The sequence below is a fragment of the Paraburkholderia sp. FW306-02-B genome (genome assembly GCF_058782725.1).
Genome location: NZ_JBYSXZ010000003.1, coordinates 155,213 through 181,074 on the forward strand (window position 1 = coordinate 155,213; position 25,862 = coordinate 181,074).

General features: G+C 59.7%; 28 protein-coding genes and 3 pseudogenes. 10 read left to right on the top strand and 21 right to left on the bottom strand.

What is annotated here, in order from left to right; all coding sequences use genetic code 11:
• Positions 1–37: 37 nt before the first annotated feature.
• Together AC3WOG_RS36440 and AC3WOG_RS36445 are read right to left on the bottom strand one after the other, a co-directional pair.
• A complete protein-coding gene (locus tag AC3WOG_RS36440) occupies positions 38–973 on the bottom strand; it encodes an ABC transporter ATP-binding protein (protein ID WP_492582699.1) in 936 nt (311 codons plus the stop codon).
• A 41-nt stretch (positions 974–1,014) separates the two neighbouring features.
• Positions 1,015–2,415 carry an aminotransferase gene (locus tag AC3WOG_RS36445; RefSeq protein ID WP_492582700.1) on the bottom strand — a complete coding sequence of 467 codons (1,401 nt, stop codon included), beginning with the start codon at positions 2,413–2,415 and terminating at the stop codon, positions 1,015–1,017.
• Between the two features lie 439 nt (positions 2,416–2,854).
• Between AC3WOG_RS36445 and AC3WOG_RS36450 the strand changes: the two genes are divergently transcribed.
• The gene (locus tag AC3WOG_RS36450; RefSeq protein ID WP_492582701.1) at positions 2,855–3,337 is read left to right on the top strand and encodes an Lrp/AsnC family transcriptional regulator; all 483 of its coding nucleotides are present in this window, start codon (positions 2,855–2,857) and stop codon (positions 3,335–3,337) included.
• A 500-nt stretch (positions 3,338–3,837) separates the two neighbouring features.
• Here the strand turns inward: AC3WOG_RS36450 and AC3WOG_RS36455 are convergent, their stop codons facing one another.
• The 5 genes from AC3WOG_RS36455 to AC3WOG_RS36475 all read right to left on the bottom strand — a co-directional run bounded on the left by AC3WOG_RS36455 (position 3,838) and on the right by AC3WOG_RS36475 (position 5,594).
• Positions 3,838–4,044 carry a hypothetical protein gene (locus AC3WOG_RS36455; RefSeq protein WP_492582702.1) on the bottom strand — a complete coding sequence of 69 codons (207 nt, stop codon included), beginning with the start codon at positions 4,042–4,044 and terminating at the stop codon, positions 3,838–3,840.
• Between the two features lie 56 nt (positions 4,045–4,100).
• Positions 4,101–4,256: a hypothetical protein gene (locus AC3WOG_RS36460; protein WP_492582703.1), complete on the bottom strand. Its 156-nt coding sequence runs from the start codon at positions 4,254–4,256 to the stop codon at positions 4,101–4,103.
• A 116-nt stretch (positions 4,257–4,372) separates the two neighbouring features.
• A complete protein-coding gene (locus AC3WOG_RS36465; RefSeq protein ID WP_492582704.1) occupies positions 4,373–4,531 on the bottom strand; it encodes a hypothetical protein in 159 nt (52 codons plus the stop codon).
• Positions 4,532–4,920: 389 nt separating this feature from the next.
• Complete coding sequence (locus AC3WOG_RS36470) at positions 4,921–5,088, bottom strand: type II toxin-antitoxin system HicB family antitoxin (RefSeq protein WP_492582705.1); 168 nt, start codon at positions 5,086–5,088, stop codon at positions 4,921–4,923.
• 269 nt (positions 5,089–5,357) lie between these two features.
• Positions 5,358–5,594 carry a hypothetical protein gene (locus AC3WOG_RS36475; RefSeq protein WP_492582706.1) on the bottom strand — a complete coding sequence of 79 codons (237 nt, stop codon included), beginning with the start codon at positions 5,592–5,594 and terminating at the stop codon, positions 5,358–5,360.
• Positions 5,595–6,475: 881 nt separating this feature from the next.
• Between AC3WOG_RS36475 and AC3WOG_RS36480 the strand changes: the two genes are divergently transcribed.
• Both AC3WOG_RS36480 and AC3WOG_RS36485 read left to right on the top strand, forming a co-directional pair.
• Positions 6,476–6,793 carry a hypothetical protein gene (locus AC3WOG_RS36480; RefSeq protein WP_492582707.1) on the top strand — a complete coding sequence of 106 codons (318 nt, stop codon included), beginning with the start codon at positions 6,476–6,478 and terminating at the stop codon, positions 6,791–6,793.
• Positions 6,794–7,272: 479 nt separating this feature from the next.
• Positions 7,273–7,527: a DUF2513 domain-containing protein gene (locus AC3WOG_RS36485; protein WP_492582708.1), complete on the top strand. Its 255-nt coding sequence runs from the start codon at positions 7,273–7,275 to the stop codon at positions 7,525–7,527.
• Between the two features lie 521 nt (positions 7,528–8,048).
• On the opposite strand, the gene AC3WOG_RS36490 is transcribed toward AC3WOG_RS36485, so the two are convergent.
• Together AC3WOG_RS36490 and AC3WOG_RS36495 are read right to left on the bottom strand one after the other, a co-directional pair.
• The gene (locus AC3WOG_RS36490; protein ID WP_492582709.1) at positions 8,049–8,480 is read right to left on the bottom strand and encodes a hypothetical protein; all 432 of its coding nucleotides are present in this window, start codon (positions 8,478–8,480) and stop codon (positions 8,049–8,051) included.
• Between the two features lie 15 nt (positions 8,481–8,495).
• Complete coding sequence (locus AC3WOG_RS36495) at positions 8,496–8,690, bottom strand: hypothetical protein (RefSeq protein WP_492582710.1); 195 nt, start codon at positions 8,688–8,690, stop codon at positions 8,496–8,498.
• A gap of 514 nt (positions 8,691–9,204) precedes the next feature.
• Between AC3WOG_RS36495 and AC3WOG_RS36500 the strand changes: the two genes are divergently transcribed.
• On the top strand, positions 9,205–9,411 hold the full coding sequence (locus tag AC3WOG_RS36500; protein WP_492582711.1) for a DUF6494 family protein: 207 nt from the start codon (positions 9,205–9,207) through the stop codon (positions 9,409–9,411).
• A 176-nt stretch (positions 9,412–9,587) separates the two neighbouring features.
• On the opposite strand, the pseudogene AC3WOG_RS36505 reads toward AC3WOG_RS36500, so the two are convergent.
• From AC3WOG_RS36505 to AC3WOG_RS36525, 5 genes and pseudogenes are all read right to left on the bottom strand, one after another.
• Positions 9,588–9,740: pseudogene (locus AC3WOG_RS36505) on the bottom strand (IS5/IS1182 family transposase); the annotation flags it as partial.
• Positions 9,741–9,796: 56 nt separating this feature from the next.
• Positions 9,797–10,771, bottom strand: a pseudogene (locus AC3WOG_RS36510) (cysteine synthase A).
• Positions 10,772–10,910: 139 nt separating this feature from the next.
• Positions 10,911–11,252, bottom strand: a complete 342-nt coding sequence (locus AC3WOG_RS36515) for a c-type cytochrome (protein WP_492582712.1) — start codon at positions 11,250–11,252, stop codon at positions 10,911–10,913.
• A gap of 10 nt (positions 11,253–11,262) precedes the next feature.
• The gene (locus AC3WOG_RS36520; protein WP_492582713.1) at positions 11,263–11,463 is read right to left on the bottom strand and encodes a hypothetical protein; all 201 of its coding nucleotides are present in this window, start codon (positions 11,461–11,463) and stop codon (positions 11,263–11,265) included.
• Positions 11,444–11,719, bottom strand: coding sequence for a hypothetical protein (locus tag AC3WOG_RS36525; protein ID WP_492582769.1), 276 nt, complete (start codon positions 11,717–11,719; stop codon positions 11,444–11,446). The genes AC3WOG_RS36520 and AC3WOG_RS36525 overlap by 20 nt, the downstream gene beginning before the upstream one ends.
• A gap of 91 nt (positions 11,720–11,810) precedes the next feature.
• Here AC3WOG_RS36525 and AC3WOG_RS36530 point away from each other — a divergent pair.
• Positions 11,811–11,981, top strand: a pseudogene (locus AC3WOG_RS36530) (ISKra4-like element ISBusp5 family transposase); the annotation flags it as partial.
• 180 nt (positions 11,982–12,161) lie between these two features.
• Here the strand turns inward: AC3WOG_RS36530 and AC3WOG_RS36535 are convergent.
• The 7 genes from AC3WOG_RS36535 to AC3WOG_RS36565 form a co-directional block, all read right to left on the bottom strand.
• Entirely contained in the window at positions 12,162–12,500 is a 339-nt protein-coding gene (locus AC3WOG_RS36535) for a septal ring lytic transglycosylase RlpA family protein (protein WP_492582714.1), read from the bottom strand.
• Between the two features lie 632 nt (positions 12,501–13,132).
• Positions 13,133–15,034, bottom strand: a complete 1,902-nt coding sequence (locus AC3WOG_RS36540) for a site-specific integrase (RefSeq protein ID WP_492582715.1) — start codon at positions 15,032–15,034, stop codon at positions 13,133–13,135.
• A gap of 81 nt (positions 15,035–15,115) precedes the next feature.
• Positions 15,116–15,436, bottom strand: coding sequence for a type II toxin-antitoxin system RelE/ParE family toxin (locus tag AC3WOG_RS36545; RefSeq protein WP_492582716.1), 321 nt, complete (start codon positions 15,434–15,436; stop codon positions 15,116–15,118).
• Positions 15,433–15,702 (bottom strand): type II toxin-antitoxin system ParD family antitoxin, encoded by a 270-nt coding sequence (locus tag AC3WOG_RS36550; RefSeq protein ID WP_492582717.1) that lies wholly within the window; start codon positions 15,700–15,702, stop codon positions 15,433–15,435. The genes AC3WOG_RS36545 and AC3WOG_RS36550 overlap by 4 nt, the downstream gene beginning before the upstream one ends.
• 1,400 nt (positions 15,703–17,102) lie before the next feature.
• The gene (locus AC3WOG_RS36555) at positions 17,103–17,360 is read right to left on the bottom strand and encodes a hypothetical protein (RefSeq protein ID WP_492582718.1); all 258 of its coding nucleotides are present in this window, start codon (positions 17,358–17,360) and stop codon (positions 17,103–17,105) included.
• A gap of 1,502 nt (positions 17,361–18,862) precedes the next feature.
• On the bottom strand, positions 18,863–19,837 hold the full coding sequence (locus AC3WOG_RS36560; RefSeq protein WP_492582719.1) for a ParB/RepB/Spo0J family partition protein: 975 nt from the start codon (positions 19,835–19,837) through the stop codon (positions 18,863–18,865).
• Positions 19,834–21,045 (bottom strand): ParA family protein, encoded by a 1,212-nt coding sequence (locus tag AC3WOG_RS36565; protein ID WP_201078903.1) that lies wholly within the window; start codon positions 21,043–21,045, stop codon positions 19,834–19,836. Before AC3WOG_RS36565 ends, AC3WOG_RS36560 begins: the two co-directional genes overlap by 4 nt.
• Positions 21,046–22,111: 1,066 nt before the next feature.
• Here AC3WOG_RS36565 and AC3WOG_RS36570 point away from each other — a divergent pair.
• The 5 genes from AC3WOG_RS36570 to AC3WOG_RS36590 all read left to right on the top strand — a co-directional run bounded on the left by AC3WOG_RS36570 (position 22,112) and on the right by AC3WOG_RS36590 (position 25,776).
• Complete coding sequence (locus tag AC3WOG_RS36570) at positions 22,112–23,518, top strand: RepB family plasmid replication initiator protein (protein WP_492582720.1); 1,407 nt, start codon at positions 22,112–22,114, stop codon at positions 23,516–23,518.
• Between the two features lie 195 nt (positions 23,519–23,713).
• Positions 23,714–23,995, top strand: coding sequence for an HU family DNA-binding protein (locus tag AC3WOG_RS36575; RefSeq protein WP_492582721.1), 282 nt, complete (start codon positions 23,714–23,716; stop codon positions 23,993–23,995).
• Positions 23,992–24,474, top strand: a complete 483-nt coding sequence (locus AC3WOG_RS36580; protein ID WP_492582722.1) for a DUF1016 N-terminal domain-containing protein — start codon at positions 23,992–23,994, stop codon at positions 24,472–24,474. The genes AC3WOG_RS36575 and AC3WOG_RS36580 overlap by 4 nt, the downstream gene beginning before the upstream one ends.
• Entirely contained in the window at positions 24,471–24,692 is a 222-nt protein-coding gene (locus AC3WOG_RS36585; RefSeq protein ID WP_492582723.1) for a PDDEXK nuclease domain-containing protein, read from the top strand. The genes AC3WOG_RS36580 and AC3WOG_RS36585 overlap by 4 nt, the downstream gene beginning before the upstream one ends.
• 94 nt (positions 24,693–24,786) lie before the next feature.
• Positions 24,787–25,776 carry an FkbM family methyltransferase gene (locus tag AC3WOG_RS36590; RefSeq protein WP_492582724.1) on the top strand — a complete coding sequence of 330 codons (990 nt, stop codon included), beginning with the start codon at positions 24,787–24,789 and terminating at the stop codon, positions 25,774–25,776.
• The last annotated feature ends 86 nt before the right edge of the window (positions 25,777–25,862 follow it).

Here is a 25,862-nt window from a genome sequence, read left to right on the forward strand (position 1 = left end):
TGTTCGCCCGTAAATCCACGCGGTCCGTCGCGACGAATCAGAATTGTTGCCGCAAGAATCTGCGCGTCTGGTCAGACTGGGGGGAGTCGAACAGGTGGTCCGGTTTTCCTTCTTCCTCCACTCGTCCCTGATGCAGGAATATGATCCGGTCCGACACTTCGCGCGCAAAGCGCATTTCGTGCGTGACGAGAAGCATCGTGCGGCCCTCGTCAACCAGCCCGCGGATAACACGTAGCACCTCTCCGACGAGTTCCGGGTCGAGGGCAGATGTCGGTTCATCAAACAGCATGACTTTCGGCTGCATGGCAAGCGTGCGGGCAATTGCAGCGCGTTGTTGCTGTCCACCTGAGAGGCGACTGGGATAGTGGTCCCGCTTGTCGGAGAGTCCGACCTTTGCGAGTAAATGCAGCGCGTGTTCGGTCGCCTCTTTACGTGGCTTCCTGAGCACGTGAACTGGCGCCTCGATCACGTTTTGCAGCACCGTGAGATGCGACCACAGGTTGAAACTCTGAAACACCATGCCGGCGGTTTGACGAATGCGTTCGATCTGGCGCCGGTCCGCAGGCTCGTTGCGCCCTTGACCTCCCGACCGCAGCCTGACCAGTTCGCCGCAGATCTCGATCTCGCCCGCATCAGGTGTCTCGAGCAGGTTGATACAACGCAACGCCGTACTCTTGCCTGATCCGGACGCGCCGATGATCGAAATCACGTCTCCCTGATTTGCTGCTAGGTCGATGCCCTTCAGGACCGGGACGTTTCCGAAGCTTTTCCTCAGGTCGCGAACGGAGACAGCGGGGATGGGGCTGCACGTTTTTCCGCTACACGCGGTCGCATGGACGGGATCTGAGATCGTGGACACGGGATGCCCTGGCGGATTGGGACTTTCGACGGAGTCTCCAACTCCGGGATGACGCGCAACCCGTTCAAGAATCGAACCAGCAACACCGTCTGATGCGAAAGTCTCGTCTGACATGAAAGCGCTCCTGGAAGAGGGCGTGTGGGCAGGCGATGGGCTTAGAACCTTGCTCCGTCGCGCACCAGTTCGTCGGTTACCTGTCTGATGGCTGCTGCCGTGATCTCCATCATTTCGTCGACTTCACTCTCCGTCATGACCAGCGGCGGCGCAAAGCCGAGGATGTCTCCATGAGGCATGGCTCGCGCAATGAGTTGCCGGTCCCGGGCTGCCCTGGAGATGCGCGCGCCGACTTTCAAGGCTGGATCGAACCGGAGCTTCCGGTCACGATCGGCCACGAACTCTATGGCCGCGAGCATGCCAACGCCCCGAACCTCTCCGACGATCGGAAGGTCTGCGAACCGCTCGTGCATGCGCGCCTGGAGGTATGCCCCGGTCGAAGCTGCCTTTTCGACCAGGTTTTCCCGCTCGACAATGTCGAGAACCGCATTGGCTGTCGCTGCGCCGATCGGATGGCCTGAGTACGTGTAACCGTGCGAAAAGGCTCCGACGCGGCTCGCGCCTGCCTCCATCACCCGATAGACTTTTTCACTCACGATCGCAGCCGACAGTGGGAAGTACGCAGAGGTCAATCCCTTCGCCACGGTAACGAGATCCGGCACAATTCCGTACATGTTGCAGCCGAAGGGCGTTCCGATACGGCCGAATCCGCAGATCACCTCGTCGGCGATAAGCAGGATGTCGTACTTGCGCAGCACCGATTGAATCGCGGGCCAGTAGCCCTTCGGTGGCGGAGTGAGGCCGCCGGTGCCCAGCACGGGCTCGGCGATGAAAGCACCGACGGTATCCGGGTCCTCAGCGAGAATCAGTGCTTCAAGTTCCTGCGCGCGCCGCAAGGAAAAGGCTTCCTCGGTTTCGCCGGGCACGGCGCCCCAGTAATGATGCGGGACGCCGGTGTGCAGGATTCCGGGGAATGGCAAGTCCATGTGATCGTGATAGAAACTCATTCCCGTCATGGATCCGGCTACCACCGTGCAGCCGTGATATCCCCGGTCCCGAGAAATGATTTTTTTCTTTCGCGGCCGGCCAAGCAGATTGTTGTAGTACCAGACCAGCTTTGCCTGAGTCTCGTTGGCGTCTGAACCGGAAAGTCCATAAAAGACCTTGCTCATGGTTCCTGGCGCCATCTTTACCAGCCGGCTTGACAGTTTCGCCAGCTCCTCGGTCGTGTGCGCGGCGTAGCTGTGGTAGTACGCAAGCTTGTTTGCCTGACGCGTAATGGCGTCCGCGACTTCAGTGCGACCGTAGCCCACGTTCACGCAATACAGGCCGCCGAAGCCATCAATGAACTCCCGCCCGGTCGAGTCCTTGATCCTCACACCCTTTGCCGTTTCGACGATCGTCGGGTCTCCGAGGGTGCCATCGGCGAAGTCTTTAAGGTTCGTGAACGGATGCAGGACGCTCGCGCGGTCCAGCACCGCTGTGCTGCTACTGGTTGCCATTCTTTATTCTCCGATGATCTACCCGGCCAGATTGCCGAAGCAGACGTATTTGAGTTCCATGTAGTCATCGACACCGTGGCGCGCTACTTCAGAGTCTGCATCCATTGCGGCATCGATCCACCCCTCATCGCAACGCGCTACTCCGCGATAATCTCGCCCGTCACCGGATCTGTCACGGACATCGAGCCTTCCCCTGCGACTCAGCGTTCTGCCACGAGTGCACCGGTGCCAGGTAGACCGGCATAACTCAACGGCTTTTGCGTGTTTCGGGAGAGACCCGGCACGCCGAGGCTCCGCGAGTGAAGGAGTAGGAGTGGTCGATTGAATTGACATGAGGTAGATTAGCTGGGCAATAAAGCAAAATCCGGCGAAAAAATTCACCTTGACGCAGTATTCGGGCGTATAGCTAGGACAAACGCAGCAAAACTGCGTTCCACAGATGGCGAATATTGACCAGATCGATGCACGTATTCTCAAGGCCGTTCAGGCGAACAATCGCCTCACGTCGGACGAACTCGCGGCAAAGGTGAACCTTTCGTCGACTGCCGTACAACGTCGGCTGAAAAGGCTTCGTGCCGAGGGTGTGATCCAGGCGGACGTTGCGGTCATTGAGCCGAAAGCGGTCGGACGGCACATCTCGATGTTCGTGCTGGTGTCACTTGAGCGGGAGCGCGCGGACATAGTCGACCGCTTCAAGGAATCGATACGTACGACGCCTGAGGTGATGAATGGGTACTACGTGACAGGCGAGTCGGACTTTGCGTTGGTCGTCACCGCCAGGGACATGGAGGACTACGAGAAATTTACCCGCCGCTTTTTCTATGAGAACCCGGACATCAAAGGCTTTAAAACGATGGTCATCATGGACCGGGTAAAGGTGGGATTTTCTATTCCTGTGGGCGTGGTCGACGATCCCGCTTAGGGCGGAGCGTCATGCGCCAGGAGGCGAGCGACCAATTCGAAATAGACCTGACGCATCTCGAACGGATCATTCCGTTACTTGTGCACGGAAATCCCCTCGCGCTAGCGTACTGGCGGCGTCGCGTTTCCTCGCTATCGCCGCAGCAGAGTCTGCTTCCCGATGGAAGCAGGCGCGTAACCCGACTGCTTAATGTATTCGATGAAGTCGAGCGCGCATTGATATCAGGCAAGGCCACCGCCCGACGGTCACCGGAATGACCCGCGACGCGCTTACGTCTCGGTCACAGCGTCTTCAAATCCGGCAACAGGCGCTCGAATTCCCGCTTCATCACGGTGCAGCACTCGCAGACATGCCTGATGTAGCGGGAGGCTGCGGTGACGCCTCTCAAGACCGCGTAGACGGGTTGGGTCCAATGGTACCGGAGTAGCGGAATGGGGTCTGCTCACGATGGCGGGCGAAGTAAATTTCCGCCCGCATCGCATCAGATCACCGAGACCATATCACTCCTTTCCCCCACCGTTGATCCCGCTTCCACTTCGCCATACCTGCTTTCCCCGCTCGGAGAGCTCGCCGCAACTATGCTCCGCGTCGGCTTCCGTCCCTTCTACCGCCATTTCGCCGCCTGCCTGTTCCTGTGCCTTCTGCTTCTGCCTGTGTCGCACTGCCACGGCTTCATCGTGCGACCTGCCTGCGTAATTCATGGTCATTTCGCCAACTCCTCCAAAAAGTAGTCTTTGCAACCTGCCAATCTGCCCAGCGCGTGTCATTTCTCGAGCGACAATCCCAATTGCCTGCGTAGCTTTTCCAATGCATGGTGTTCACCCATCCAACGGATCTCCCGCTTGCGCAGAAGGCTACGCCTGTATCGCCGCAGCGACACGCCGAACATCAGCGCCAGCCCGGCCGCGATGCCCCACATTGCGTACGTCATATCATCCTTTTCAATCTGTTCTCGCTTTACATCAGGCGACAGACCGCACGATAGAGAAATAGCACTCGCACGCCCCAGCGCCTCCAAAAATCATGTTGAATCACTCAGTGCTTATGGCGCAGCCAGTCGCGAATCGGATGCGTGTCTAGCCAACGGGTAACCGGCTCGTCCTTGTGTTCTCGCCTGTACCGTGCCGCTGTGAATATCGCGACGCATAGCAGCACCGCAATCCCGACTACAAAACTGATCATTGACTGGCTCATGGCAGCCTCCTTTGAGGTCGGAACCATGCTTATATATTAGGTGACCAGAGAAATAGCAGCGACCATTCTCATTCACCGAGCCTTGTTTCGCACGCTCCTTTTCTCCCAGCCGCGGTCTGTAGTCAAAGTGCGACGCCCGATCAAAAATCTCCAATCCAAAGTATTCCGTATCCTGGAAATAAAAAACCGGCGCTTCGCCGGTCTCTCCAATTCCACTATGTCAATGCAGGGCAACGTTTCGCTTAACGAGCACCGACCGTCTCCATCGCATAGGTGTGCCTGCTGTTCCTGGCTACATCCTTGCGCTTATGTCCTGAACTTCATCAACGTCTCCCGCCTTGCATGCATCTGCGAGAACCCGACAGGAAGCCGGTCGACTGGACGATGTCTTATCGATTCTTCAGTTCATGCTCGGCAGCCAGTGCGATGAACGCAGAGCGCGTCATGTGACGCTCTTTTGCCGCTGCATCGACTTGCTGCAGAAGGCTCTCAGACAGGTTGAGTGGAAGGCCCACGGCCTTCGAGGTAACCGGCGTCGGGTTGATGCCGACAAACACCCAGATTCCCTCACGTCATCCATGTCGAGCACATGCCATGCCGATGTATTGCAGGTGGGCGCTTTTTGTACGAACGTCATTCGACGAGCTCTGCACGCATGCCCCATTAGACGCTTCGTCTACGAATACGCAACGACTTTCTCGTGTCACGCCGATGCTTCATCAAGGAAAGCCCGAAACCGCATATACACAGCGTGACCTGCATTGTGGCTTTCGCGGAGTCATGACACGCGGAGCGTGCCAAGCCACGATTGTGAGGTTCAATGCGTCTATTCAGCGGTGCCAAGGATTACATCGATAGCGGCCTGGCCGGCAATCTCCGCAACAAGATAGGCCCAGCGACGGGAAAACGGCCCGCCCCGGATCTTGATACGCTCGCCGAGCGCTGCTACGCCGGGAGGCCTGACGGGGCCTTCGATACGAAACCAGACGTCGAACATGTCCTTTGACGTGGACAGCAAATCAACGTGAATTTCGAATCCGCGATATTCGACCGTTCGTTGCATGAAGATCTCCGGTTTCCACACCGCCGCAAGACAGGCAAATCAATGGTCGGCCATTTTGTCTTCAGTCGTCGACGTCAGGCGCCACGCCGCGTCGTTTTCGGCGGCCGCTGTCGCGAACTCCTCCTCAGAAACAATCGATCTCCCGAGTTCGCTGAAGGTAAGGTTCAGGTGCCTTTTGGGTCAGTCGTATCCGTTTCCCAGAGTTAAAATTCACCTTCTGCCAGCGCCTTGTGCTGCAAGGTCCCAAGAAAATTATGGTGTTCATCAGGTTCGATCAGTTGCATCTTCGGCCCCTCCGTCTGTTCGGCAGGGATATCTGTGACCCATTCGCGACGACGTCATGGCCTCAGAGGCATACGCCGCGCCTGAATGCGTTGTTGCTGCGGCTGAGGTTGCGAAAGTTGAGCGCCATGGTCTCATCCGGGCCCGATTCGGTCGCAGTCGGGAACCACCAGCGTACAGCTCTTGTGTGCGCACTCTATGTCAAACCGGGCGGACAGTTTTGTCATATGTCCTGCCATCCTTCATGACCCGTCGCAATTTGCTCGGTTTCGTGAGCGACCGTGAGCGGCCGAGGAGCCGCCCGCAGATGCGGAGAAAGACACACAGCCACGTTCCTGGCATGTCCCTTCTGCGTAAGGTCCTTATTCTCAACCATGTCATTGCATGACGTTGTCCCTGCCGGGTATCGTTTGCATGGCGCCGCTGTCAGCAACGATTGGGCAAAACGCCCTGGGGCATGTATCTGTACCGATGGTAACGTCCGTTCGAGGGACGAGTTGATCCGAATGAACGAATCGGTCGATAGGTAGACCGATAGTTGAGGTCCTTTGACCACAACAGGACTACACTCGAAATCAGATAAGTCCCGGAGGGGTACCATGGCCGACGCTACACCAAAAACCACCTTTCGTGGTCTTCCTTTGACTCCGGAGCAAGACGCAGAAGTCCGGCACTACATGAAGAAGAAAAAGCAGCAGGGCGTGCCGTGGGACACACCGGAGTTGGCGGCCATGCTTAGAGACATGCTGGAGCCCCCGGGCAACGACGACGGAGGACTCGGCGCCACTGTCGACGAAACGAAGGCGGCCACAGAACGCGCGACAGCTTCCATCGACGAGACCATGGAGCCCATTGAGGCCAGCGAAGAACGCAATGCCGCGATGGAAACCGAGGGTATGAGGGGACCGAAGCGTTGAACCCTAGGCAGCGCCCCCACCAGTTGGAAGACGGCGGCCCGCTGTGCATTTCGATGCGCGCTCCCCAGAGATGCCTTTCGGAAGACAGTGAAACACGGTCTATTGATGTACCTTTATCCGTGCCGGGCACAAAGCCGATTTAAAGGTCGGCGTGGAAGCGAGCCGCGGATCTGTTGCAGTCATTGCTCGAAGCCATTCGCGACGAGCACGAAAAAAACAATCACGCACAAGGTGCAGGACGACCCGCGCGGGGATTTTGCCTGGTCGGCTACAACTCCTCTGTCAGATGGAAAGCCCGGTGGCTTTCGTCTGACGAACGTCGATCGTGAACGCACACGGGGCGCGTTGTGCCGCGCCTTCCGCGGAACTGCGCGGAAGCACAAATAGGTGTGCGGCACACCGTACCCGGGATGCTCACGCGGACGCTGTACCCGTGGCGCCCTCTCGACGAATATTCCTATCTACGACAGGAGGAGATCGTGAAACGCGATATGAATCTGGCACTCGCAATATTGAAGACTCTCGAGGAAAACAAGTCCCCGCACCTCAGCGAGTTTGACATTGAAGGTGCGCTCAAGGATACGTTCGATGTTTCAAACCGAGGCGTGTGGTATCAGTTGAACCTGCTGGCCGACGCAGATCTCGTTCGCTCGATGGGTAGCGACTGGCGGCTAACCTGGGATGGCCACGAGTTCTTGAAGTCGGCAGTTCCGAATGCCTTCGAAGACACCTAGAGTACGAGTAGAACGTTGACAACGCCCCCCGGCTTTCGTGGAAACAACCTAAGTGCGGGGCATCGCACCGGAGGCGCCCAAGGCAATCTCCATGTCGGATAGCCATCGAAGTCATCCGCCGCTCACCTCCATGCTGGGCGCCGATTCTCGCTGCCGCGACCTATCGCGATCGGCCTAACCCTCGAGATGGATCGATGCACTTCAATCGATGATTGTTCGCATTGCAAAATACCTTCTTTGAATGCTTGGTTCTCGACGTCTCAAGCGCGCTCACGCCTGCTCCGCACTCTCTTGTCAGAGACGCCGTTGCTCCTGGTGCAATAAGCCCGCGGCACCTCGATGGCACGTTAGGAACCGAGCCTTAGCGCGTGTGGTGCGTATCGCGCGATTCATCGGTGACCACGTAACTCTATGTTCGGATTGCAAAACGTTCAGCCAACCTCGCGAAATTCGCAGCCCTCCTATCAACCAAACAGGACGACTTTAGTACACTTTTCGGACGACTTTGTGTCGTTTGACACTTAGACGCCGGATAGCCTGATCCGACGATCGTAGTTCATCCGGGCGAGCACCTTTTGCATAGCCTTGATTTCTCCTTCGTCGACCTTTCGAACATCCAGCTCGTAGTTCCGCAGGCTGGTTGCCAGGCGCACTACGGCTGATTTTCTGTCAAGGTGGAGTTCTTTGAGCAATTCGTCATCGTCTTCCAGGTACCGTTCAAACGAGACTCTCACTCCTCGCTCCCGATCTTCAAGCAGATGCTCGTACTTCGGCGTGCGCTGAAGGGTGAGACCGTCGATCTCGGTCGGATCCGCCGGCTCGATGACCGCAAAGGACACGATCAAGTCGTCCCCGTTTTGGGTTGAGATAAACGCGACAGTTTCCATAGTCCACGGGTTAACGAACACTGCCCCCTGAGCTGCCGCCCCGCCCGGCGGGCCGAAACTCGGCAAATTACTCGTGCCCGGTTAATGTGTCCGTGCGACGGCCTGGACGAGCCAATCCCCGTCGGTCAACTGAGGACGTTTATTCCCCGACGCGATTCTTTCCAGCGTGACGAACTGACGCTCGAGGAGCGCGTCCAGCTCGGCGCGATCCATTTGAAGTTGATCTGGGGCGTCCTTGACGAGCAATAGAGTAGCGAACTCATGCGGGCTGAGCATTTTCGTCTCCGAATATCAACGATGATGCTGTGGCGGCGGACCTGCATCAGAAGTCAACCGTCGCTAGTCGTATCTCTCCGCAGCGCGTGCCCCCGCGCAAGGGGACGATGGCCAGATGAACGACTGGCGATGTCTGCTGGAGTGTGTAGCCGTAGAGGACGCACTCTATCGAAGAACCGCCGGATGGTTAAAGCGGTGTTAACGCTATGCAGAAATACGTACGCTGTTCACGAAGCATCGGTAAAGATGACGTCCGCCGGCAGAGCAGGTCCGCATGAACGGCACGTGAGCGTTTGCATCCGCGGCCAGACAGTAACGAAAAAGCGCCCGCTGGCCGCTGGCGATTGTCTGTCCGATCGGGTCCGTAAATAGGCTTTTGTCCATGCTTGGCGACACCAATTTCGATGGGACTCCTGCGCGTTGCATCGAGGTATCGCGCGCATACTTGAGGTCCCTCCCCCACCCATCTGTGTCATCGAAAATTTTCAGGTTCACGGAAAAATGGAGAGCCCAAATGAACGAAGATACCTTCAACCTCAGTGTACGTAAGTTCTTAAAAATGGTTGGCGTAAATTCTCAGCGTGAGATCGAGCATGCAGTGGCCAAGGCCATTGCTAGCGGTGCCATCGCAGGAACTGAATCTTTTCCCGCGAAAGTTACGTTGGAAGTTCCGGAAGTCAAGCTGAAAGTCGAATTCGAGGACTTAATCAGGCTCGAATAAGAGCGCGAGGTACGCCACGGCCCATCGCGCCCACCGCCCCAGCGGCCACGCCCCTTTGCATTTCCAATCCGTCTGCAATGGAGGCTGACCAGGAATTCCGGGCTGGTCCGAACGTTTGTGATTCGAAGCCAGGCAGCTACTCCTCGCCGTATGGTGCGCAGCTATATCGGGCGCTTGCGGCCCCGATTGTTTACCGCCTTGAACTTGCTGCCATCAATCGCGACGAGGGCATCGGAGAAAAGATCCAACTGCTCGCATAGCTTCACAAACTGCCGGCAGACCGCCAGGATTGCTTTGCCGTTGTCTTTGCGGAAACGGGCGATCGTCTGGTTCTGTAGCAGAACCCTGCCGGTTCGCGGGAGATGCGTAACGTGAAGTCACCGCCTCAACCCGGCACGAGCCCTTTTTCCATCAGCCAGGCAGGATTGAATAGCCGGGCAAAGTACAGGTCCCCACGATCGCACAGGAGCGTGACGATGGTGTGGCCCGGCCCCATCTGCTGCGCCAGCCAGACGGCTGCCGCTACATTGATGCCGCTGGAGCCGCCCACGAACAGCCCCTCCTCCCGCAGCAGGCGGTACACCATCGTGACGCAACTCTGGTCATCGATCCGCACCGCGTCGTCGATCGGCGCGCCCTCGAGGTTGGCAGTGACACGGCTGGAGCCAATGCCCTCCGTGATCGAGTTGCCTTCCGCCTTGATTTCGCGCGTTTTCACGAAACTGTACAGCCCGCTGCCGTGCGGGTCGGCAAGCACGGTTCTCACCGCCGGATTCTGTTCCTTGAGAAAGCGCGCGACGCCGGCGAGCGTGCCACCCGTCCCTGTAGCGCACACGAAAGCGTCCACCGTACCCGCCGTGTCGCGCCAGATTTCCGGCCCGGTGGTTTCATAGTGGGCCTGCCGGTTGACGAGGTTATCGAACTGGTTGGCCCAGATAGCGCTCTCCATCTCCTGCGCCAGACGGCTGGCGATCTTCTGGTAGTTGTTCGGATCCCTGTACGGCACCGCCGGCACCGGACGCACCTGCGCGCCGAGTACGCGAAGGAGGTCCATTTTTTCCTGCGACTGGGTCTCCGGAATGACGATCACGCAGCGATAACCACGCGTGGCGCAGATATGCGCCAGCCCGATGCCGGTATTGCCGGCGGTGCCCTCCACCACGGTGCCGCCAGCCTTGAGCACGCCACGCCGCTCGGCATCCTGGATGATATACAGCGCCGCGCGGTCTTTCACCGATCCGCCCGGATTCAGGAATTCCGCCTAGCCGAGAATTTCACACCCCGTTTCCGCACTGAGCCTGGCAAGCCGGATCAGCGGCGTGCTGCCAATGCAGTCGACGAAACCATTCTGTACATTCATGATGTTCCTCTGGACGCGCTCAATCGTGACGAACGGCGGATGCTTCCAGAATAGGCCGATCACCCCGACGGGCGCTACCCCTGTTCAGTTGGCTCGGGTGCAAATTTGCAGGCCCTTTCGACACGTCATTTGAACCCGATCAAGGCTTGCCATTGATCGCCGTCAGATACCTCGCGATCGGCTCAACCTCATCAGCCGACAGTGGCGCGCCGTAAACGGTGCGCATCTTGTTCACTTCGGCCTTCCACTCGTCGAACGAAAGGGTGGGTTGTCGCGTCACCATCCCGACGGAATGGCATTGCACACATTGCGAGTTCGCGCGGTCCGCCCCGTCGCCGGGCGGGAACGTCGCCGTACCGCCCGGCATCGTGACGTCGACGGTCCGGGTCGCCGCACTGCCCGGTTTGTCCGGGCCGGCGGCCGCCGCGGACGGCCATGCACAGATCGCGCACATCGACAGGACTACAGCAGCCGCCTTCATGTTCCCCTCCTCACGCGACGACCACAGTCGCCAATTCGACGACATTGCGCATGTAGCCGCCGGCATTCCAGTTCGGGGTGTCCGGTTGAGCGACGCCGTGGTCGTTGACGGCTTTAACCTTCAGCACCCACTGGCCGGCGTGACGCGGCGTAAACTGCGCGGCGGTGAGCGGCCATCCGGCGGGCTTTGGCTCAGTCGCGATCGGCAGCATCAGGATGGTTCTCGCCTGGCAATTCGGCGCCGTGCGCACGGATCGCGGCGATCAATTCGGCCGGCGTGATCTCATAGCGCACCTCGCGGTGGATGCCAGTTTTGCGCGAATCGACGTCGATCAGCAGCAGGCTCTTGCCATCGGGCGTGGCTTCGAGCCGCACGGTACGCCGCACGCTCGCGGTGAGCGCGTCGCTGTCGGTCAACAGATGGACGGTGCCGTGCGCGCCGTTGTGAGAGGGTGGAAAATCGGCAATTTGGCCTTCCGGCCTTATCGGGCGCGGGCCGCAGCCCTTCTTTCGCTAGCAAATGCTGTGAACATGGTTAGCGCAATTAACGAACGTCAACATGTGCAAACGCCAGCAGATGCGCTGGAGCCGGCTAGGTGCACACTGCCTCATCCAGGTTCGAACTGCGCTTTTGAACCAGGAACTCAATGCGCTAGCGCAGCGCCAGTTTCCTTGGCCAGGTGGGCGACGCATTTCCTGGCCTTGGCAGAAAACTTCCCACCCTTTTTAACGGCTTCCACCCAACATCTGTTGGAAGAAACGCGCGCAGCCGCCATTCGCATCGTTCGCTCGCTGCCACGAGATGAGACGACGCTGGAACGTTTCGCCCAGACCGGTCGTGAAGAACCTTTGCTACGCAGTCTTGCCGATGCCTTGAGCAAGCGACCTGCCCAGAGCACCGTCCAGGACTTCACCGCTCTGTCGTCAAGGTTCCGCCCTCGTCCGACCCCGTCTGTGTCTTCTCCACACGTTCAATCTGCACGCGCATCGACCGCGCGTCTGGCAAACCCAGGGCTTCCGCCGCGGCGTAAGAGAGATCGATAATCCGGCCTTTGACGTATGGTCCCCGATCGTTGATGCGAACGGCAACCGACTTTCCGGTAGCCAACGATCTGACGCGCACATAGCTGCCGAGCGGTAATGTTCGATGGGCGGCAGTCAAGGCGCCGCCATCGTAGCGTTCTCCGTTTGCGGTCAGATGCCCCTGGAACGTTGCCGAATACCATGACGCCTCGCCGGATTGCAACATCTCGTGCTCGTGCCGGGGGCGACAGGAATCAGCTCTGCACGCAGCATGCCTGGACGGAATCTGTCCGCAAGCAGTGAACAACGCGCAGATTCCCAAGACTGCCAGATAGCGAAGTGATAGCACCATAGACCACCCGTCAGTCAATGAGACGTGGTTCTAACGGTCTCCAGAAGTTCGCGTTGGCGGCGTGCCCGGGTTACGGAACCCCTAGACAATATTTTAGGTGACACGCGAGCTCATTCGGGAGGTGTCGGAGGCGGACTGGCCCTTCGTCTCACGGGGCGCCGAATTCATCTTCATCCCCTGTTCAATCGTCGCGCACTCATACGAAACCGGCACCTGTCGCCATGGGCGGTTCTTGTTGGGCGATGGCTGCCAGTCGTTGAAAACACGCTGTAATAGCACAATCCGGTTGCTTGCAGCGATTCCACGTCCTGCGCGATTTCGTTCTGTCATACGACACGACAACCTGAATGCCGGTGCGTGTCAAACCTGGTGGCGTCCCGTGACAGCCCGGGCGGACCGCACCCAGGATCCGGTTTGCTTCGCACATTCCGTCCCTGTCGTCATCCGTGGTGACGGCCCCTGATGCGGCCATCGCGCCGGCGGGACGGATCGGGCCGGGCTCGCGGCTAGTCGGGTTCCGACCGCGGTGCGCCGGCGCCGGTCATCCGCTGGTAGTAGCCGGCGAGTTCGCGCCGCACGCGCTTCCTTTCCGCCTGCACATAGATCGTGGTGGTCTGCAGCGACGCATGACCGAGCACCTGCTGCACGACGTCGAGCGGCACGTCGACGGCCGCCTGGGTGCCGAACGTATGCCGGAACGCGTGCGGGGTGGTGCCGGCCAGCTGTCGGCGCTCGACCTCGGTGAGATCGAGCTGCGCGCGGATCTGCCGCACCGCCCAGTTGACCAGCTCGCGGAGCCCGTTGCCCGAATAGCCCACCCCACCCTGCTGCTCCTGCCGACCGTGCCCATCCTGCGCACCGGCATGCCGGCGCTGCGCCGCCGGCGTCGCCGGGATCACGAGCGGCGTGACCAGCGGCGCGGACGGCGGCGGCGCCGCGAGATCCAGCGCGCGATCCCGCCAGTGCGCGGCCAGCGCCTCGATACACGCGCCGCTGACCGGCACGGTGCGCTGTTTGCGGCCCTTGCCGAGCACTTCCAGCTCCCAGCTGGCCGGCACCTCGCCGTCGGCCGGCACGTAACGCAGCTGCTCGCGCCGCGCGAGCGCCGCCTCGGCGTTGCGCAGACCCGAGTCGCCCATCAGCAGCAGCGCCGCGCGCGCGGCGCGCCAGCGCGGCCCCGCCGGTCCCAGGCTCGCGCTGCGGTCTTCGGCGAACCGCCGCACCCGGCTCCACAGGTCGACCGGCAGCGCCCGCTCGATGCGCATCGCGTGCGCGCGCGTGACGGTCACCGGATCGTTGACCGCCTGCCACGGGTTGCCGGCCAGGTAATGCACGTCGACGAACCAGTCGAACGCGGCGCGCAGCGCGCGCACCGCGTAACGCTGGCTGTCCGGGCTCAGGCCGTCCGGCGCAAAGGGTCGCCAGCGTGGCGAATCGCGCCGCGTGCGGGGGCCGACAAAGGCCGCCGACGGCACCGCGAGGAAATCCTTGTAGGCCTCGCAGTCGTCGACCGTGAGCGACGACAGCGCCGTGCCCCGCACCGTGACCGCCCATAACAGCAGGCGCTCGAGCTCGCGCGTGTACGCGCGCAACGCCTGCGGCCGGTCGCGGTAGCGGTGCAGCCAGGCGCGTACCGCGTCGAGGTCATGCTGCGCCTGCAGATAACACAGGCCCGGTGCACGGTTGATGCCGCGCGTGCCGTTTCCCTGCGGCCCCTCCCCGCCGGACAGCGCGTGGGGCAGCGCGACCCGCTCGAGCGGCGCCAGCTCGCCGGCGCGGCCGGCGCCGGCCGGGACCAGCGCGACGCGCGCGGCAGCCGCCGGTGCCTCGAGCGGATCGGCAACGTCGACGTCGTCGGCCACCGTGACGCCCAGCGTGCCGGCGTGCCGGCGCAGCCACGCGACCAACACCCGCGCGCGCAGCAGGCCGATGCGCGGCACGGCCCGCCACCAGCTGCCGCCGCGGCGGTTGCAGAAGTCCACCAGTGCGCCGAGCGTCGGGATGCCCTCCTCCACCAGGCGCCTGGCGACCAGCGGGCGGAACCACAGGCCGACCGGGTGCGCGGCGGCCGGCGCCGCGGCGGCCAGCCGGGACGCCTGTTCGACCATCCTCAGTGTGACGGTGGTGAGCTTCGCGCTGCCGTGGTTGCGGATCGACGCCTTCAGGTGATCGGCCAGCACCGGCGAGCCGTGCAAGGTCGCGAGGTGCACCAGGTCATCGCGCATCGTGCGCAGGTAGCGCTCGAGCGCGTTGGCGCTCGCCGCATGCGGCGCGGTGTCCGGATCGAAGTACAGCCGCGCGACGGTCGGCAGCGGCACGCGCTGCACGAACGCGCGCAGCGCCGTGAAGTCGGTGCGCGTATAGCTGCGCGGCGGCGGCAGCGTCAGCTGTTGCGGGCGGTTGGCCATGTCAGGCTGCCGGTGGACGGGCGCCCGCCACGCCGCGCGCGGAACCGGATGCATGCGTCGGGCACGGCAGCGGGTGCGCCATCAGTGGTCGTTCTCCGTCGGGTCGGCGAAAGACGGTTCCCAGGCCTGTCCACCGTAGAACACGCCAACGATCGACACCGCGTCGGGATCCACGAGGTAGGCAATCACGGCGCGCTGCCGGTAGTGGGTCACGCGCAAGCCAGGCAGCAGGTCATCGCGCGGCACGCCGCGCCCGGGGAAGGTCTGCAGGCGCAGGCAGAAACTCACGATGGCGTCCACATAACGGGCCGCCGTGACGGGCGACCCCGCTTCACTGATGAACCGCTCGATGTCTTCAAGCTGGTCCCGCGCTTCCGGGGCGAACTGCACCCGGTAGTTCATGCAGCGCCCGGGCGCTTCTTCGCCAGATGGGCGCGCACCTGCTCGGGCGAGAGCGCGCGCGCGGGATCCGCGCGCAACGCTTCGGCCGCCGGCACCACCTCGTCACGCAGCCAGGCCTCGATGGCCCGGTCGCGGGCCGCGAGCGTGCGCAGCCCGTCGCGGATCACCTCGCTTTCGGAGGCATATTCGCCACTGGCGACCTTGGTGCGGATGAGCTCGGCCATCTCGTTGGGCAAGGTAATGCTGAACTGTTGGGTGGTGCGCATGGTGCTCTCCTGACTGACAGGATTTAATCCTACTCCGCCGACGGGGTACCGGCAAGGTGAGCCGGGTCTACACAGACGGGGCGGCGACTGCCGCGATTCAAGGGTTAACCCTACAAAAAGCGGGGCTCAAGGCGGTTTCCCCGTATTCTACCGATTAAACGCCATGGTGCTAATACGAGTTATCACCATTGAGCCCGCACAAAAAAAAGCCCGCTTCAGTTGTGTGAACGCGGACCGGTGCGTGGCGGAGCACAGACGGGCGGCCAGTTTGCCCGCCAGCCCCGCCTCTGCTCCGTTTGTAGTCACGTGCGTTTAGCACGGACCACATATACATGATAGTCGCTGTTCCGCCGCCCTGCCGGGCCTGGCTGCCAATAGCAATTAGCAGACAAGGGCCGGCCGCAGGAAGAACCGACGCATCGGCGCCGCAGACCGTCCGGGCCCCCGCCCTGCCCGTGTCAACTCGCCGGCCGGCGCGATTGTCCTGCTGTGTCTGCGGCCGCGCGAGGATCTGCCGGATCGTCGCTAGATTGCGCTCGCCGACGTCCAGGTGCGCCGCGCCGCGGGTGACGGCCGCCCGCACGGGCCACGGCGGTCAGCCGCAGCCCGAGCTGCCGGCACAGCTACGAGACGTACGGCTTGCTCGGCTGGACCGGCGCACGCGTACCCGGTGTTCCGTGCCGGCTCAACACCTGTATATATTAACAGTACTGTTAATATATACAGGTGTGGTAGTGCTTTCAAGCGGGATGCTGGATTGCCCGGACGGTAGTCAGGCAATGACCGACAACAAACGTTTGCCCCGCCGTAGACCAAGTTGGCAATATCGGCACGGTACCGGTTACCTCTGCCCATCTCTGCAACGCGTCTACAGATCCAGACTGGCAGAACAAAATGACCGTCCCTTCTCGGCCCCCGCACGCAGGCATGGCCCGCTGTGACCGCAGCTCCCTCCACCGAAATGCACGCGCTGGAGCCGCAAATTGACCGATGCTGTTCGTCTTCGGCCGACCGGCGCCCCCTAGGCGCACGAGGATGCCAAGTTGGGTGTCGCCGATCCGGGTCAGCAAAGGAGCATTGGGCAGGGTTCTCCGGGAGGCGGCCGCTAACGCGTGGACAGGTTGGGGTTCTGTTCACGACGTCGGGTACCGAACTGCTCTTCGAGCTCGGCAGTCGCAGGCAGGTGACGGCCAGCACGCAGCGCATCGAAATTCTCTTCCCAAGATCGGGCCATGCCGCGGGCTGCGCTTCAAGGACGTCGTGCGTGGTCGATCGATGGGCGGAAATCACGATCTTGCGGGCGCCGGCGGTATCGAAGAAAGTCTGTCCGATGCGACGGGAAAGCACGGCTGCACCTCATGCGCATCGAGTTGAACCTGCTGCGAAGCATCCATCGCGGCCTAGCGGGCAAAGCGTCGGTGAGCAAAATCGGTGGGCGCCATGAACTGATTGCGCAGGTAGTTGATCGGGCGGTTGGAGGCTTTGAGGTGCTTCCAAACCACGGCGACCACATTGGACAGCAACCTGCCATGCCGCCCGGCTTCTTTGATCGGCTTGAAAATCAGGGCTTTATGAGAACCCGGGGACCGCTGGCGCTGAAGGTCCGCTGTCAGCGGCCCATGTTGGCTCTTTTGAAAGGCAGCAGGGGAAAGATCCATATACGGTGCCGTCTGCCACGCTGGCAGGCTGCTGCGCCGGGGAAACGCGGGAATATCGTCAGCCTGTTGCTGGTCCGGTTCGTAGCTGACAGGGGTGGCCGGTGGCTCAAAGAGCCCTAGAAGCTGGGCGGCCTGCTCAGTCAGCCAGAGGTAGGCTCGACCGCAGAGTTCTGCCTCACTGTGGCGTTTCTATGGCGGGCGAGCGATCAGACCGGCGGCTTCGCGATCATCGTGGCCGCAATAGATGCTGCTTATGGATCGCATGGCACGACCGTGCCGGCAACTCGCTGCGCGCGAAGATCGCCGCACACGGACGATGGGCGTCGTTGATTCGGGCGTGGGCCGTGGTGAGGGAACGTGAGCGGGAAAGGAGTCCGTGCAGATGCCCAGGGCAATGCGCGAAACGGGAGATTACCCACGGCAGATTTCGGGCCAAGCCTCGCTCCAAACTATCGCCATTTATACGCGGGCTGAGCGCGCCTGCCGCTCGGAGGAACTAGGAAAGCTATATCGTGACGTCGCGATACGGATCATGTCAATCAGGCCTGGCCGGTCCGCAGAGACCGGAGTCACATTTGCAAGGGGGATTACCATGACCCGGAAGAACGCAGAGGGAACCGCTGTGCCGTCGACTACAGTTCAACGCCTCGCCGGAGAGCGCACCAAGGAGATGGTCGGTCGGACAGCCTAGACCCTGGTCATGCCCACCATTGCAGTCTGTTGATCGCTATCTTAGGAGTTGCCGTGGGACTTGGCTTTGTCGTTCATAGGGCACAAGAGCACTGGACCGAATTACCACAGTGGAAGTTCGCAGCCGGGCAACTTCTCGAAGCCTAGGCCGGTGCTGCGTCGGGCTCGCCCAGTCCTTCGGCAAGCAGGTGTGGGAGCTACTCAAAGGATGCTGAAGTACCGCGGCAAGGTCGTAAGAGCTGGCTTCGCACAGCCATCGTTGATTTTCAGGACCAGGGTATGGTGGGCAAGAACGTTCACTGGTCGCTGCGATAAATGCTTGTCGCAGGTTTTGGGTCCGACGTGAAGAGCATCTTGGGGTCCCACGCTTCTCATATTCATGTTGATCAGGCTGCTGCGCCGTCGCTGACTCCTATGCCAGGCTTCTATATCACAGCTTGGCTCTTGGCTAGCTGTTTCAGTCGGAGGCGTGTCCAGAGTCTAGACATGCTCACCTGTCGTCCACCAGCCTTGACGCTCCGGGAAGCCATGAACTACCGGGATTCTGACAACACTGCTCAGAACCGACAGCGATCCTCGTGCGTGTCTAGACTCTAGACACGCCAAGGATGGTCGCGGCTATTCATTGGTCCCTGCATGCCCGAGCGACGCCCGCTGACCGCTGCCTAATCTCGTGTCTAGAGTCTAGACACGTATGCTCTGGGTGGGACGGCGACGCAGCGGCCGGTGTGTCTAGACTCTAGACACAGCAGGAACGGCTGGACGAAAAAAAACCCGCGCAAGGGCGGGCTCAGTTGAGGACGAAGCGTTCCTCAATTCGCTTTCGGCTGAGCGTGGAACATCTGGCTGATAAGCTCCCGAATCTGCGTCTCCTGCGCGTCGGTGAGCACGCCGGCTTTAATTTTCACCGTGATACCGCTGATGTCCTTGGTAATGGAGCCCGCGTGTTCCTTGCCAGAAAAAAACTTGTCGATGCTCCGCTCGCTTGCAGAATTCGTCGTCGTTCGACGAGTTGCCAACGCCTTAATCGCCGCTGCCATTTTCCCCTGGTCCATGTCGCCCTTCACAACGAGCGGCCAGAGTTCCATTGCCGCGTTCACACCGTCTTCGCCGTGTTTCTTGATGGCCGCAACAATCGCTTGGGCAGCAGTCCCGCCAAGGAGCCTCGGCTGGATGTCGAGGTCCTTCCTAATGAAGTCCGGCAGATTTTCGAACGAGAAGAACTGGTAGAGCCCGCTGCGGGACATACCCAGTGCCTCGGCCATCCGCTTACGTTCAGGAAACTCCCTTTCCGTCTGCCTCATGGACATGGCGACTTCATAGTCGGACAAGCCGTCACGACTAACATTTTCCACGAGAGCTAACACAGCCATGTCTGCGTCGGAGCACTCCACAACGACAGCCTTGATGTCGTCGAGTCCCACCATCTTGTGCGCACGCCACCGACGTTCGCCTGCCACAATCTGATAGATATCGTCGGAGCGGCGGACCACAATGGGCTGCATAAGTCCGACTTCACGAATGGACTCGGCCAGTTCCGACAACTTCGCCTCGTTGAATACCCTTCGCGGCTGCCAGGGATTCGGCACGATGTCGGACACCGATAATTGCGACGCGGCGCCGGTGGACTCCAGCTCTTGCACACGGAGTTGCGCTACCGCGAGCGCACCCGCGAGGCCAGGCGCCGTCTGCGTTCGGTTGCTACGCTTGACCTCATCTTCCTTGATAGATGAGGTCGTCCGGATGCCGGACGTCTTCGCCAGCAGTTGCTCTCGCATGTTGCTCATTGCGCGTTCCTCCATTTCTCTGCATAGATTTCGTCCACCCATCGGCAGTAATCGACAAGGGGCTGTCGTACACGCTGCAACGACTTAGCCGCGCTATGGGTACTGCTTACGTCGAATACCGTTGAAAATGCCAGCGCTCCTGTGCTCATCACAGAACTGGCCGGCACTTCAATCGAATGCAGCCAGCTCTCGTACGCGCTCTGTGCCCATGCGCGCACGATAGGTGCGGAGGAGGTACGCCCGTAATCGACCCTCGAAAGCATCAGTGAGATAAAGTCGTATTTCTTGTCCTGCTCATACTTGATGAAACTCTTGGATACATCTGAAAACAATCGCCAGAACGACAGCGAGCTGATGAAGTCCAGATTTTCGGGGACCATCGGCATGACCATGGCATCCGCCGCCAGCAGTGCATTCAGGTTGAGGTACGACAGCGAAGGCGACGTGTCCATGAGGATATAGTCGTAGCGCTTGCGTAGTGGCTCGAGACCTTGCCGAAGCACCGTCCAGAACCGGAAGCCTGGCCTCATCTTCTGCATCGCCGGCAGATGGAACTCCGCACCAATCAATTCAGTGTGAGCCGGAATCACGTCAAGCCCATCCCAGTAGGTCGACTGAACCCTTGTTTCCAGGCCACCCTCGACGTCCTGGTCGTAGATATACGGCAACACGGTGTCGTCCGGCGTCACATCCTTTTCCGCGTACAAGCCGCACAGTTCGGAAAGCGAGGCCTGAGGGTCGAGGTCGATGACAAGCACCTTGCGCCCGCGCAACGTCAGTCCTTGTGCGAGACACATAGTTGTGGTTGTCTTTGCCGAGCCGCCCTTCAACTGGGCCGTTATGACGATTTTCCCTTCCGGTTCACGCGTTCCCGTGACGAGTGGAGTCTGATAGATGTCGGAAACTTTCTGGACCCAGAGGCGTGCCTCCTCCAGAGTGAATGTGCGGGTCCGGCCGGTACCGGCAGCGGTGCCTGGCGGCAACTCTCCGTCGCTCTTGGTTGCGAGGTATTGGACCTGAGAATGAGAGATGTTGCACATCTCAGCAATTTCCCCTGTTTTGAAAACAGGAGCAGCTTTTCGCGGTCGGGGGGCAAGAATGGTGTTACGCAGCTCATCCGTGAAAATTGAGACCTTTTCAGCGAACTGGCTAATCTGCTCAAGAGGAACTGTTCGGTCTACAGCAGGAAGTTGGCTCGTTTTCACCATTCTGAGGTTTATCCGTAAATTTCGATGAACCTCAGAATACAGGAAACACATGAAAATTGCTCTATAAATGACTGTTTTTTATGAAGACTTTCTGAAAGACCACCCGTCATTGCGCGTTCCCGGTTGACTGGAGTGCGGCCGACAAGCGTAGAAGAGACACTTCCTGCTCTTCCAGACCGCTGCCATTCGGCAGGATTGTCGCCGATAGGGCACGGTAGTTGGCGCGCCGGTCACCAGATGGTCGTTCAAGGTGAGGTCGCTTGTGCTAATTCTGAAAGCAGTATCGCCACGCAAATCGACCTTTGCACAAAAGTACGACACATGGTGAGGTTCATTGTGCAACGAACACATCGGCGCGCTTCGAGTTGTTTCACCCAGCACAATTGACCTCACCTTCCTCTCCGATTTTCACCGCGTCGCACGCGCGGGGGTTTTTATACAGGTGTCTGTGCACACGCCTGCACAATGAACCTCACCTTCACTCGGGTGCTTTACCGATCGAAAACGTGTTTCTGTGGAAACAGAACAGGGGCTGGACCAAAACTGCTGTTCGGCACAATCAACCTCACCATCAGGGACGCTCGGCAAGTTGCTTCCTGGTAACGGGTTGGTTTGTTTTTTTAAAAAAATCAAACAACCCAACAAACCAACAGAGGAACGTGATTTTGTTTATTTTCAACGTCTTAACCTCCAAAAGGTGAGGTCCGTTGTGTCAAAGGTGAGGTCAGATGTGCACAAAGGTGAGTTTCGTTGTGTCGGCAAGGTGAGACCGCTTCCACACGAAGGTGAGGTCAGATGTGCGGGATTTGCTGGTTCGCACCAAGGTGAGGTTGGCTGTGCATAGCGGCGCAGGAGCTAATTCCAATCACACGGAATAAGGGTTTGACGGGAGATGCGGGTCCATCGTGGTGAGGTTGATTGTGCTGCGGTGAGGCTCATTGTGCATGGCGGATGAGCGTAGGCCGCAGACAGCCAGTGCGGCCGGCTGATGGTGAGGTTGTATGTGTTGACAGCTCACCCACGAATGCTACATTCCCGAAAGCGAAAATGAAGAGCGGATGAGAATATGGCGGCGGAGGACATTCCGGAAGAAGGCAAGTCGAAAGTGACGCCGCGACAGATGGCGCTCGCGCTGTTCGAGGATATGTTCGACTTGGGTTTGCCCATCAGCGAAGCCAATCGTGAAATCGGATACCAACGCAACAACTTCTTCACCCAAGTCGTCAACATGGGGCTGCCGGCGCGGCGCTTTCTTGACGCCGCGTATTTCATTGTCGCCCAGGAGCAGGAAGCACGAGACCAGTACGAAGTTGAGCTGAACTACTTCAAGTGGTTGATGCGCTATGACAGCCGCAATCTCAAACACTTGCGCACTATCGCGGAAGAAGCTCAGGACGCGAAAATCCAGGTCACCGATACACCGCTCGATCGGGACCCCAACGAAAACGATCTGTGGGTATCAGTCCAGTTGATGGGCATGGTCGGCTTCCACAGGGGGCGCATTCGATTCGACGTGCATCCTCGCTTGGTCCCGCAAATCCGTGACCCAAAAAAATCCCACTGGTTGAGCCTGCGTATATCGACGGCTTTTACACGCAGCTTGGCGCGCGCGATCTATGACCAGGTCCTTCCCAGTGTCCCAAATGGCCGAACAGAATGGATACCGCTTGAAGACATGCGAAACTGGCCCGGCAGAATGGGAGCGAACGCCGCCATCTTCAAATACTTCAAGCGCGACTGGCTAGAACCGGCTGTGCGAGAAATCAATGAGGTGTCGGACATCGAGCTGTCCTATGAGACCAGGACCGAGTCCAGCACATCGAAGAAAATCGACCGCATAAGGTTCCTGCTCAAGCGCAAGGATACCGCCGACGCTGCGCTGGCCAGCTTGGCTGACGCCAGTCACCTGTACAAAATTCTCAAAGAAGAATTCAACCTGTCTACCAAGCAGTTCAGCGAGATCTCCGAGAACCGCGAAGTCTGGACCGATGCGCACATCCAGCAGGCTGTCGAATACACGCGATTCAAGCTCAATCGTGGACAGATAAAAAGGAGTCCCGCCGGCTACCTGATGCGAGCCCTGCGCGATAACTGGAAGATGTCTGAAGCCGAGCGGAAGATGGTCGAGGTTCAGGCGAAGCTACTTACCGAAGAGACTGAAGCGGATGTCGTAAAAACCGAAACCCAGAGTTCGGTCGCACGCAGCATCGCTTCGCGTGAAGAAGAAGTCCGTGCACGCATGAACGAGGAGTCGCGTAAGGGCCGCGAACACTTCAACGCGGCGGACGCCAAAACCCGCAAGGAACTGGTCCGCGCATGGGTTGCGTCGAGGGAGGGCAAGCTCATGCTGCGTCGTATGAAGCTCGAGGCCGCAACTGTAGCGGAGGAGGACATCGTCGCGAATACGGAACTGGTTTGGTACTTGGGGCAATTCGTATTCGGGCGCATGAATTCGTCTCGCGCATCGGCGTGAGTGTCAGCATGAGCACCTGCGCGTTTCCAAGCGGTTCGCCGTCGCTACCTTTTTGAATCACCTGCGGCCCTGGGAATTTCTGGAGTTAAAGGATGCGGTCCTGTTTGCGCGGATGCGCCGCCGTGCTGTAGGGCGGCGCTACCGGCGGCCGCGGTCCGCGGGAACGGTCTCATGAACACCCGACAGGGATAAACGATGAATAAGCAGGAACTGGTTGATACGGTCGTCGCCGCGAAAAGCGACAGCAAGACGGGCACCGGCGAGGCGATCAACGCGCTTATCGCCGCGGCGGTGACCACTGCGGTGGCAGGGCGCGGAACCGTGCTACTGATCGGTTTCAGTTCGTTTTCGAGCTGTGAGCGCGCCCCACGCGTTGGCCGTAGCCCGGCAACCGGCAAAGCAATCCAGATTCCAGCTGCGAAGGCGACCAAGTTTACGGCCGGCAAGGTGTTCAGGGAGGCGGTGAACGCGTCATGACGAAGTCCGACATTGCGGCAGCCGTTTATGCGGGCCTACAACGCGAAATTGCTGACGTGGTGGAGTCCACGCGCGAAGCGACAGCCCGCAGTATCAACGCGTTGATGACGGCAACTTATTGCGAGATTGGCCGGCGCATCGTGGAATTCGAGCAGGGCGGCGAGGGCTGGGCCGCTTACCGCGAAGCACTGATCAAGCGACTCGGCGCCGATCTGTCCCAGCGATTCGGGCGAGGCTTCGGCTGGCGCAACCTTTCGCAGATGCGGGCGTTTTATCTCAGCAGACCGGCGGAGCAGATTTTGCAGACGCTGTCTGCGAAATCCCCGTCCCCGAGAATTGTCCCGACACCGTCTGCAATTTCTGCCGGACGACACCTTTCCGGACCACCTGCGCGGAACTCTCCTGACCTGGCCGCCGTGGCAAAGGCATTTCCCTTGCCCTGGTCGGCCTACGTGCGCCTGCTGTCGCTCACTGGATGAAGCCTGGTGAAAATCCGCCCGTAGGCCTGATTCTGTGTGCGGAGAAGGGCGCTGCTGAAGCGCACTATGCGCTAGATAACCTGCCGAACAAAATTCTCGCAGCGAAGTACCAGACCGTGCTGCCGGACGAGAAAGTGATCGCGCATGAACTCGAGCGTACGCGGGCCGAACTGGACAGGCGTAGCGTCGGAACCGCGCGCGCTCCTGATGTGGACTGATCTTTTGCGACCGGCACGAAACCTCGCGACTCGCCGACAAACAGGAGTACACAGCCTACGCGCGCCAGACTGAATTGCGCGGCGGCGTTTCCCAATGCCGACCGAAGACGCTTGGAGAACGGTAGCCCAGGTCATGCGGCGCTTCGAACGCAAACGCCTACAGCTGGCGTACGTAAGCCCAAATCCTGACGGCACCGCGATAATGTTGCCACCAGATAAGCGCCTCATCACGAGAACACTTTCAGGATCACAAGTCATGCCCTTGCCACTCCGCCCCATTGCCTTCGTTCTGGCTGCATCCAATCATGGGAGCATGATTGTGAATCGCAATGACCATCACGTTGACTCCAGTAGCCGCCCCTACGGGGTTGGCTTCCAGATATTCGACACTTCAAGCTTTGACGAGAGCGAAGTAAGTTTGGTGCTGGCATTGCTCGACTGCCGTCGCAAACATTTCGGTAACGGCGTTGTCGCGATAGATGGAGGGGCCAATATCGGCGTGCATACAATTGAGTGGGCGCGACACATGTACGGCTGGGGGCACGTCCTAGGCTTCGAAGCACAAGAGGCTTTGTACTACGCCTTGGCGGGGAATGTGGCGTTGAATAACTGCATGAATGCGCGCGTGAGGCTTGCCGCTCTCGGCGTGCAGTGCGGCGAACTTGTTGTACCGCAGCCGGACTATTTCACGCCGACGAGCTTCGGCAGTTTGGAACTGCGTCCGAAGCCCGACAACGAATTCATCGGACAGCGCATTGCCTACGATGCCGCGTCCTGCAACATCATTCCGATGATCAGTCTCGATTCCCTTGGTTTAGAGCGTCTGGACCTGCTGAAACTGGATATCGAAGGAATGGAGCTTGAGGTGTTGGACGGTGGCCGGTCTATGCTGGCGAAGCACCGTCCCATCATGATCGTCGAAGTTCTCAAATCCGATCAGGTGGCAATCGAGAAATTTCTTGTAGGCCTCGGCTACCGTGTTTTTCCGGCCGGTCGCTTGAACATCATTGCCGTGCATACTGCGGACCCGACGCTCAACCAGATCACTGTAAAAGACGATCAGCCAATCGTGGCGACAGAGTAACGACATCTGCACCGTCGTCTCGTCGCCGTGAGTCAACGGCTGCGAGAGCAGCGAATACATCGAGATGTTCTACAACCGGCAATGCG